At 62.2% G+C, this 9,189-nt stretch carries 7 protein-coding genes and 1 pseudogene; 3 read left to right on the forward strand and 5 right to left on the reverse strand.

Features of this window, described 5'->3' with window-relative positions; all coding sequences use genetic code 11:
* The 3 genes and pseudogenes from ABJF10_RS25890 to larB all read left to right on the forward strand — a co-directional run.
* Positions 1 to 953, forward strand: a pseudogene (locus tag ABJF10_RS25890) (nitrite/sulfite reductase); the annotation flags it as partial.
* An 83-nt stretch (positions 954 to 1,036) separates the two neighbouring features.
* On the forward strand, positions 1,037 to 1,507 hold the full coding sequence (locus tag ABJF10_RS25895) for a GNAT family N-acetyltransferase (protein ID WP_348547519.1): 471 nt from the start codon (positions 1,037 to 1,039) through the stop codon (positions 1,505 to 1,507).
* Between the two features lie 3 nt (positions 1,508 to 1,510).
* Positions 1,511 to 2,194 carry a nickel pincer cofactor biosynthesis protein LarB gene (gene larB / locus ABJF10_RS25900; protein WP_348547520.1) on the forward strand — a complete coding sequence of 228 codons (684 nt, stop codon included), beginning with the start codon at positions 1,511 to 1,513 and terminating at the stop codon, positions 2,192 to 2,194.
* 4 nt (positions 2,195 to 2,198) lie between these two features.
* Here larB and ABJF10_RS25905 read toward each other — a convergent pair whose 3' ends face one another.
* From ABJF10_RS25905 to ABJF10_RS25925, 5 genes are all read right to left on the reverse strand, one after another.
* On the reverse strand, positions 2,199 to 2,705 hold the full coding sequence (locus ABJF10_RS25905; protein ID WP_348547521.1) for a hypothetical protein: 507 nt from the start codon (positions 2,703 to 2,705) through the stop codon (positions 2,199 to 2,201).
* Positions 2,706 to 2,777: 72 nt separating this feature from the next.
* Positions 2,778 to 3,494, reverse strand: a complete 717-nt coding sequence (locus ABJF10_RS25910) for a hypothetical protein (protein WP_348547522.1) — start codon at positions 3,492 to 3,494, stop codon at positions 2,778 to 2,780.
* Between the two features lie 4 nt (positions 3,495 to 3,498).
* Positions 3,499 to 5,232 carry a family 16 glycoside hydrolase gene (locus ABJF10_RS25915; RefSeq protein WP_348547523.1) on the reverse strand — a complete coding sequence of 578 codons (1,734 nt, stop codon included), beginning with the start codon at positions 5,230 to 5,232 and terminating at the stop codon, positions 3,499 to 3,501.
* The gene (locus ABJF10_RS25920) at positions 5,229 to 7,037 is read right to left on the reverse strand and encodes a PVC-type heme-binding CxxCH protein (RefSeq protein WP_348547524.1); all 1,809 of its coding nucleotides are present in this window, start codon (positions 7,035 to 7,037) and stop codon (positions 5,229 to 5,231) included. Before ABJF10_RS25920 ends, ABJF10_RS25915 begins: the two co-directional genes overlap by 4 nt.
* A gap of 125 nt (positions 7,038 to 7,162) precedes the next feature.
* On the reverse strand, positions 7,163 to 8,416 hold the full coding sequence (locus ABJF10_RS25925; protein WP_348547525.1) for a VCBS repeat-containing protein: 1,254 nt from the start codon (positions 8,414 to 8,416) through the stop codon (positions 7,163 to 7,165).
* Positions 8,417 to 9,189 lie beyond the last annotated feature (773 nt).

Raw genomic sequence — 9,189 nt, forward strand, 5'->3', positions numbered from 1 at the left:
AGCTGGCCAAGCTGCTGCCCGTCTTCCTGAAGCCCGAGCAGGTCTGGCCGGTCGTCGAGGCGGCGAGCATCCTCTTCCGCGACCACGGTTACCGCCTCAAGCGCAACAACGCCCGCTTCAAGTTCCTCATCGAGGACTGGTGGAAGCTGGGCGGCGGCGAAAACGGCGGCGGCGAGTATCTCGCCGAGAAGGTGGAGGAATTGCTCCCCTTCAAGCTGGAGCGGCACAGTGATTTCACGGTCATCAAGGACCAGGAGACCGATCACATCGGCGTGCACCCGCAGAAGCAGCCCGGTCTCTTCTGGGTCGGCGTCTGCTTCCCCGGCGGCCGCCTGCGCAACAAGGGGCTCGGCCACGTCAGCCGCCTCGCGGCGAAGTACTGCGCGCCCGGGCAGGACCAGATCCGCCTGACCAACAAGCAGAACCTGCTCATCGTCAATGTGTTGGAGGCTAATGTTGCCGCGCTCAAGGCCGAGCTCGACGAGCTAGGCCTCGACTATCAGCCCACCAACTTCCGCAAGGGTTGCGTGAGCTGCACCGGCATCGAGTTTTGCAATCTGGCCGTCTCCGAGACGAAGAACCGCATGCTGGAGCTCATCACCCAGCTCGAGAACAACTCCAGTTGGTATCACGACAAGATCCGCATCCACTTCAGCGGCTGCCCGTCGAGCTGCGGCCAGCATCAGATCGCCGATATCGGCTTCCGCGGCGCCCGCACCAAGATCAACGGCGAGATGGTCGATGCCTTCGACGCCTTCATCGGCGGCCGCCTCGGCGCCAACCGCCGCTTCAACGACCTGCTCAAGGGCAAGATCATTGCCAGGGACGTCCACCTCTTCATCGACAAGCTCCTGAAGGTCTACGCCACCGGCAAGCAAGGCGAGGAAACCTTCGCCGACTTCACCGACCGCGTGCCCAAGGACGAAATCCTGAAGGCGCTGGACTGGAAGTAGGCTTTTCGAGGCAAAATCGCCGATTGTTCCACACCGCCCTTTCCAGCGGGCGATTATTGTGCGATAAGCCCCGCGTTTTGCCCATGGATGAAGACCCTCATATCGAGCAAGCGACGCTGGAAGACCTGCCGCAGCTCACCGATCTCCTGTTCGACCTGTTCACTCAGGAGGCGGATTTTATCCCCAATCGCGCCAAGCAAATGCGCGGCTTGCGGCTGATCCTGGAGCAGCCGAATCGCGGGCGCATTTTCGTCCTGAGGCAGAATGGGACGATCCTCGGGATGATCAATCTGCTCTTCACGATCAGCACGGCGGAGGGCGGCTTCGTGATCATGCTCGAGGACGTGATCGTGCACCGCGACCATCGCGGGCAACGCTTCGGCGAGAAGCTGCTGATGCACGCCATCGAATACGCGAAGAAGAAGGATTTCGCCCGCATCACCCTGCTCACCGACCGCCTCAATGCGGACGGCCAGCGGTTCTTCAAGTCGCACGGCTTCGCCGAATCGCACATGGTGCCGATGCGCTTGATCCTGAACATCCCAGCGAGCTAGCGGATGGCCGAGCCGTTCGTCGATCTCGGGTTTGCCCGCGTGGATACCGACCGCGCGCGGCGCTGCGGATTCCCCGAGGTGATTTTCGGAGCGGGCAAGACGCCGGAGGAGGTGCTGGCCATCGGCCGCGTGCTCTTGGAAAAGAACGGCGTGCTGCTCGTGAGCCGGGCCAATGTGGAGCAGCACCGCGCGCTTTCTTCCGCGTTTCCCGCGGCGCGCTGGCACGAGCGGGCGCGCTGTCTTACCGTGGAGCTTGAGCCCTGGCCGAAAAGCGAGGGCGTCGTCGGTGTGATCTGCGCCGGCACTTCGGATCTGCCCGTGGCGGATGAGGCGGCTGTCACGCTCGAAATCTTTGGCAACAGCGTGGAGCGCATTACCGATGTGGGTGTGGCGGGCGTGCACCGCCTGTTGGCCGCGCGCGACCGCCTGGAAGCCTGTGCGGTTCTGATTGTCGTCGCCGGCATGGAAGGAGCGCTGCCCAGCGCCGTGGCGGGCCTGGTGAGCAAGCCAGTGATCGCCGTGCCCACCAGCGTCGGCTACGGGGCGAGCTTCGGCGGCCTGGCCGCGCTGCTCGGCATGCTCAATTCCTGCGGCAGCGGGGTCACCGTGGTGAACATCGACAATGGTTTCGGCGCGGCCTACGCCGCGGCGCAGATCACCCGTCTGCTCCCGCCACCGGCGAATTGAGGGATTAGGTCGCCGCAGGGTACAGCTCGCTCGAATACTGCCGGAACGCCTCTTGAAAGCGCGCCTCGGCATCGCTCGGAAAGCGCAGTCCTTGCGGTCCGAGGAAGACGAAGCGTGATTCGAGTTCCGGTTTCTCCGCCAGGCGCAGCCGCTCGAATTCCTCATACCACCGGTCGTAATGCTCGATCAATTTCGCCGCGTCATCGAAGAGAGCTGGCGGAATCAAATGCGCATTGGCCAGGAGAGTGTCGCGGATGGCGAGATTTCCATCCCGGATCACCTTGGCTTCCATGTAGGTATGGCTCTCCTTGTAACGCAGGTAGGCGCGTTTCGTCCGGTCGAGTTGCATGTAGACCGGGGCGAGCACGTCGCTCAGGCATCGCTCCTTCCAAGTCCGCGAGCGTTTGGGTCCGAACAGGCCAGCGCGGCGCGCCACCGCCACCAGCACCACCACGACACAGCCCCTCAAGAAGACACCCAACACCAAATGCAAAAGAGGTTTCGATTTCATCGCGGTCATCGTCGCGAATGGTGTAGCCGCGCGCTTTCCACGGCGCAAGGAGCCACACGCTCTGCTGAGGACTTACCGCTGAACCGTTTCCTTCTCCCCTTGAACAAACAGCTCATCCACCGAGAGCGTGCGATAGAATTCAATTTTCGGCTCGGTTCCCTTCGGAAGGTGCGCCGGGCAAATGAATCCCAAAACTTGCGTCTGTCCGGGAGCCAGCGCGAGGTCGAAGAGCATCTCCCCGCGGCACTCGCCTTTCACCGATTCGACATGCGCCACGTCCTGCGGCGTCAGCGGGCGCGGCGCGAAAGGCGACGCTGCCAGGATGGCACCACGCGAAGGAGTATCCGCCACCAATACCGCACGCCCTTCGATCAGGAAGCTATGTTGTTCAAAGGCCAGGGCGTGCATGCCGCCCTCCGGCGCGATCACCACGGCCAGGCTCGTCTTGAAAAGATGATCGGTGGGATTGGTCACCCGTAAGCGCGCCGCCGCCAACGTGGCGTCACCGAGGCCCCCAGCGTGTTGCACACAGCAGATCTCCAGACGCGCCGTCGGCCCCTGCGGACTGGACCAGGCAAAGGCCGACAGCTCCATACCCGGCGAAGCCAGCGCCCGCGGCTCCTTCGCCGATTTCGCATCCGAACTCATGTCCGAAAAACCAAACGCCACCCGAAAACTCGCTCCGCGGGGAGCAAAGCCACCATCGAACAGCATCACCAAGGGTGAGTCCTCGCCGTGCGCCGTCAGTGCGGCGAGCAGCAGCCAGGCTCCAATGGCGATGCGCCGCATGACCTCAATGCGCCGTGATTTCCAGCTTCACATCTTTCATCCGCAACTCGGCTCCCCTGCCCCGCAAGTAGAGGGCGAACCCGTTGCGACCTGCTGGAGCATCGTTCAAATGAAAAGCGGGCTGTCCACCGAGCGACATCGTCACGTCGCGTCCGTGCGACTCGATGCGGCATTCGACCCATTGGTCCGGCGCGGCCACCGCTTTACCCGGCACACTCACCGCCGTGCTCCCAGCATCATAGCGCCAGACGTTGGCCGGCGTCCGCCCACCGAGGCTCAACGAGCAACCTTGAAACTTCGGCACGTCCGCACGGCCGTGAAAGGCAAATTCCACCACGGCATTGTCCCCGGAAACTTTGATTTGCGCAGTCAGTTGGAAGTAATCCGCCACCATGTCGCTCAATAATACCGCCGTCTGCTCGCCGGACGCATGCCCAACGAGTTCGCCGTTTTCGATCTTCCAATCTCCGCGCTTCACCTGCCAGCGGGAGAGATCGTTGCCGTTGAAAAAGTCTGCCGCGTTCACCGGCGTCGCGAGCATCGGCACCTGGGCACGCTGGCGCAAGTAGAGGAAAAGATCGCGCACGCTTTCTTCGTCGAGCGAGGTGATCAGTCCCTCCGGCATCAGCGAATGCGAGCTCACTTCGATCGAGGCGATGTCCGCCCGCTGCACGGTCACGACACCGGCCAGCGACTTGAGAGTCACCGCCGCGTTATCGTCGGAGGCGATGATGCCCGACATGGTCTGACCGTCCTTTGTATGGATGAGCACCTGCTGGTAATCCTTCCCGATGATCGCGTCAGGATCGACGATATTGAGCAGCAGGTAATCGATGTCCTCAAACGAGCCCGGCAACTCCGGTCCGATCTTCGCGCCGGAGCCGAAGAGCGTGTGGCAGATGGCGCAGGTCTGCGTGAAGATCGCCCGCCCGCGCGAGGCGTCGGCGCGCAGGATCGAATCGGTGCTGATGAACGTCTTGAGCTTCGCGATCTGCGCCTGCTTGTCGGCCGGCGACGTGCGGACCGCGCCCCAGTTTTTCGTCATCCACTTATCGACCTCGGGATCGTGCAAATCCTGCAACTGCCGGGCGGTCGGAGCGCTGATCTCCGTGCGGTTCAGCACTTGCGCATCGATGGCCGCGAGGAATGCACGCGCGCTGGTCGGACGCGCGAGCAGCGTATCGAGCGCGTCACGCTTTTCCGCCGTATCCAGTCCTTTGAAAATGCCCAGAATGGCACCGGCGATCCGCAGGTCGTCATAGCTGGCCAAGCCGCGCAGCGCCGCATCGCGCAACGGACCCGGTTGCTTCGCCAGTTCGAGCACCAGTGGGAGCGTCTCCGCATCCTTCGCCGCGAGGAGCGATTCGAGCGCCGCCTGGCGCGCGGCTCCGTCGGCGGTACTCTCCACCAGCATCTTGCGCATTTCCGCGAGCGCCGCGCTGCCGCCAAAAGTCACGGCCAGAGCTTGGGCCTGGCGCCGCACCTCGTCGTTCGAACTCGCCTTGAGCTTTTCGTAGAGCGCATCCCATCCGGCGGGCGCGGCCAGACCGTGCCGACCTTTGAGCGAGGCGTTCATGCCTCGCAGAATGTTGGCCTGTGCATCCGGACTCTCGATGTGACCGAGCGTCTGCAACAACACGTCGAGCGCCTTGGGCGCTGCGTCCTGTGCGAGCAGCGGCGACAGATTCATTCCGAGCGCGAACAAGGTCGCGCTCACGATTGTCCATGAGATCTTCATTGGGCGTTCAACGTGGCGGCCGCAGCGATGCGGCGGGAGATGAATTCCTGCACCTTCGGAATGCGGCAATTGCCGAGCAACTCCGCGCCCTTGGCAATGTCCGCTCCCACGGCGGGCTCGGCCGCATACCAAAGCATCAGCGGAAGGTTATGGTCGTTCGCATCCTCGGCGTGCGCGGCCAGCGCGGTCAGGATCGGCCAGCGTTTCGCGATCTCGATCCGCTGCGCCGCGGAAGCGAGATAGAGGCGCACGATCGGAGAGGGATCGTCCTTCGCCATGCGGGCGAATTCCTCGAGCAGCGGCGCCGAAGGCGTGCCGTCCTCGCAAGTCAGTTGGATCGTCCAGGCGCGCAGAAATTCGTGCGGGCTCTTGAGCGTCTCCAGCGCGACAGCCTCGGTCAATCCCTTCACCCCGTGCAACGCCCACAGCGCGCGCAACTGGCGGGTTTCATCGGGATTCTCGCGTAGCATCTTCACTAACGCCGCGTGCACTTCCGGGTTCGGTCCGCGCTCCTGCAGGATGCGGCGCGCGTGGCGCACGTACCAATCATTGGCATTCAGTTGAGCTTGCACGAGCTCGGCGTCACTCGCCTTTTGCATGTCCACCTGCGCGGGCCGCACATCACCGTAGAGAATCTTGTAAATGCGCCCGTTGCTCCGGTCGGTGTACTCGCGCTGCTGATGGCACGGCACCTTGTCGTACCAGTCGTTCACGAAGACGGAGCCGTCCGGTCCATACTGCGGACTCAGGCCGCGATACCAAGGATCATTCGGCACGAGGAAATCCATGTTGCGTGTGCTCTTCAGCGCCGAGCCCACACGGGTGAGCTTCTCGTTGCGCATCTTGCTCATGTGAATGTCGTTGAAGAAAAACGTGTTGCGGTATTCCGCCGGCCACTGGCCGCCGAGATAGAACATCGCCCCGCAATACGCGCGCTTTTCGTATTCGAAATCCGCGATCGTCTTGAGATCCTCGTAGGTGAACTTGTTCGGATGCTGCCCCGCCTGGCGCTGATACCGCGCGCCCTGGATGCACTGCCACATGTGCGGAATCACGCACGCCTCGAAGCAGGCCTGCCCCCAGTCGTCCCAATCGACGCCCCACTGGTTGCTCGCGCCCTCGGCATACACCTCGAACTTCTTTTTCAGCGGATGATAGCGCCAGACGCCGGCATCGAGATATTTGCGTTCATTCGCTGGGGTGCCCGGCTTGCCCACATGGGAAAAAGTAAAGATGCCCTGCGTGCCGTAGAGCCAGCCATCCGGCCCCCAAATGAAATCGTTGAGCGTCTCGTGGGTGTCCTCGTTGCCCCAGCCATCGAGCAGCACTTGTGGTTCACCGGCCGGCTTGTCCTCGCCCTCCTTCACCGGGAAGAAGAGCAGATTGGGCGGTGCACCGACCCACACGCCGCCATGTCCCACCGCAAGGCCGGTGGCGAAAGTGAGCTTGTCGTAAAAGACCGTGCGCTTGCCCGCTTTGCCATCGGGACCAAAATTCTCGAAGATCACGATCTGGTCCTTTGGCTCGCCGGGGCACACCGGATAGTTGGTGTTTTGAATCACCCACAAGCGACCCCGGTCATCGATCGTGTACGCGACCGGCTGGACGACGTCCGGCTCGGCGGCCACGAGCTGCGCATGGAAGCCCGCCGGCAGCGTCATCTTGAGAGCGGCTTCGGGCCCTGGCACGCTCTGCGTGGTAGCGATCGGGCGCCGCGGATCTTCCAGCGGCTTGTATTCCGCCGCGCTCAGCAGCGGCGTCCACGAGACGAGGGAAACGAGGAGAAAGAGGGGGCGGGATTTCATGGGAAGGAAAGGACTAGGTCGGCCAAGGACAATGAGCACGAAGGTGCCTGCCATGCTTGGCTCTTTGCGTCAGATTCCGGTGCAATTGCGACATGCCGGAAAATAGATTGGGAACGAAGTAAGTCTTACTTGCGCAGGAAGACGAACGCGCCGCGCTTGTTGCCGACCACGACGTCGGGCTTGCCGTCGCCATTGAGATCGCCGGCCATCACTTCGCAGCCGACGCCCGACTTGTCGTCGATCAAGTGGGCGAGCCACTCGACCTTGCCGGCATTGCGCTTGAGCTCGAACCAATACAACACCGGCGGGGCGTTCGGATCGATGTCGCCCGTGGGACCATGGGCCCAAAAGCGTTTGCCGGTGACGAGGTCGAGCACGCCGTCGCCATTCATGTCTTGCAACCACAGCGCGTGGGGCTGGGTAAACATCACCCCTTGCGGGTTGTCCTTCGGTTCGTCGCCGACGATGATATGCTTCGTCCAGCCCTCCACCCCGCCCTCGTTCGTCTGCTCAAACCAGGCGATGCCGTGCTTGTGCGCCTCGAGGCTCGTGATGATGTCCGCCTTGCCGTCACCGTTCACATCGTAGGCGTACATTTGCGCGCCACCGGCACCGAACTGGAACTCGTGCTTCTTCCACACCGGATCGCCCTCGAGTGAACTCGGCTGCTCCCACCAACCGGTGGCCTCGAGAATGTCCTTCCGGCCGTCGCCATTCACGTCGCCCACGCCGATGCCATGCGTGTAACGCTGATAGGTGCCCTTCGGCGAAATGGGGTGCCACTTCCACTTTTCCTCCGGGTCCTTCCAGTCGGGCTCGGCGTAACCGACATAACCACCCGAGCAGCACACCAGCACGGGCTCTCCGGTGCCAAAGAGGTCCGCGAGCATCGGCGACTCGTTGTCGACCACGTCCCACGCCAGATGCTTGGGCCACGGGATGTCCGCGCCTTTCGGATTCTCGTACCAGAAGGCTTCCTTGCCCGGCCAGCCGATGACGAGGATATCGATCCAGCCGTCGCCATTGAAATCGTAGGCGTAGGTCAGAAAATTGTCGGAGTAGCCGTTTTCGTTGCCCAGCGCGCCCTTGAAGCCGGAGATCTCGATCTCCGTGCCGTCGGCGGTTTTCACCTTCGATTTATCGGCATCGGGACGATAGGTGTGCTTCACCTTGAAATCCGGCCCTTCCCACCAGTAGGGGCCGTAGACGACATCCATCTTGCCGTCGTGGTTGAAATCGCCAAACGCCGCGCCTTCCGCCCAGAATTGATCGGTGAGCTGGATCTTGGTGAACTCTCCCGACGGAACGGGCTGCTGGCCGTGGGTGATCGCGGCGGAGAGAGCGAAGAGCGGGAGGTAAAGTGCGAGACGGGATTTCATGAGTGGGGAGCGGGATTAGGGAGGCACAGTCTCGTGCAAAGGTCTGACCTTCGGCAAGGACGATGCGGGCCCAATCACGACCCCTTGGAAAAAAAACTCGCACCTTAAATCGCCTTAAGAGGGCTTAATGCACCTTAAAAATCGGTTCCAGTTTCTTCAGTCGGGGTTCCTTGATTTGTCCCGGTCGCGGGGTCCGGACTTCCAGTGATGCTGCCATTTTTTCGTGCCTTGATTGCCTTGATTTACCTTGATTCGGCTTGATTCGCGCCAGCCTTTCCTTGGCCTCCATCAAGCGGTTGCCCAGTGTCATTACCGGATCGGAATCGTTTGGACGCCGGAGGCGTCATGGAGATTAGCTGGTTGGCGTCAGCCACCGGATAGAGGACCACCACGGCTCCGCCCCAGCGGGGCGGCAGACTTCCGTTGCCCCGCCGGGGCAGATGCTGATGGAAAATCGTTTCCGGTGGCTGACGCCGACCGGCTAATCTCCAGAGGCCCTCCGGGCCAGTGCTCCGGCAGCTATTTTTGGCCGCCGCTCTCAATTCGTCTGTGTGCATGCGAGGAAGTGTCGCATGACTCGACGAAAAATGTGCATTGCTCCATTGGCTCGGTTGGCTCCATTGCGGAAAATTTCACTCCGCGCGCCGCAATAGAGGGGTCGCGGCGGGATTTTAACGCAGAGGGCGCAGAGGAGGGAGAGAGGGCCGCGGAGGGAAAATGAGGCGCAACCGATTTTTGGACCGGTTGTTTGTTTAGTTTGCTGAGTGGATCTG

The sequence above is a fragment of the Chthoniobacter sp. genome, from assembly GCF_040003245.1.
GTDB lineage: Bacteria > Verrucomicrobiota > Verrucomicrobiia > Chthoniobacterales > Chthoniobacteraceae > Chthoniobacter.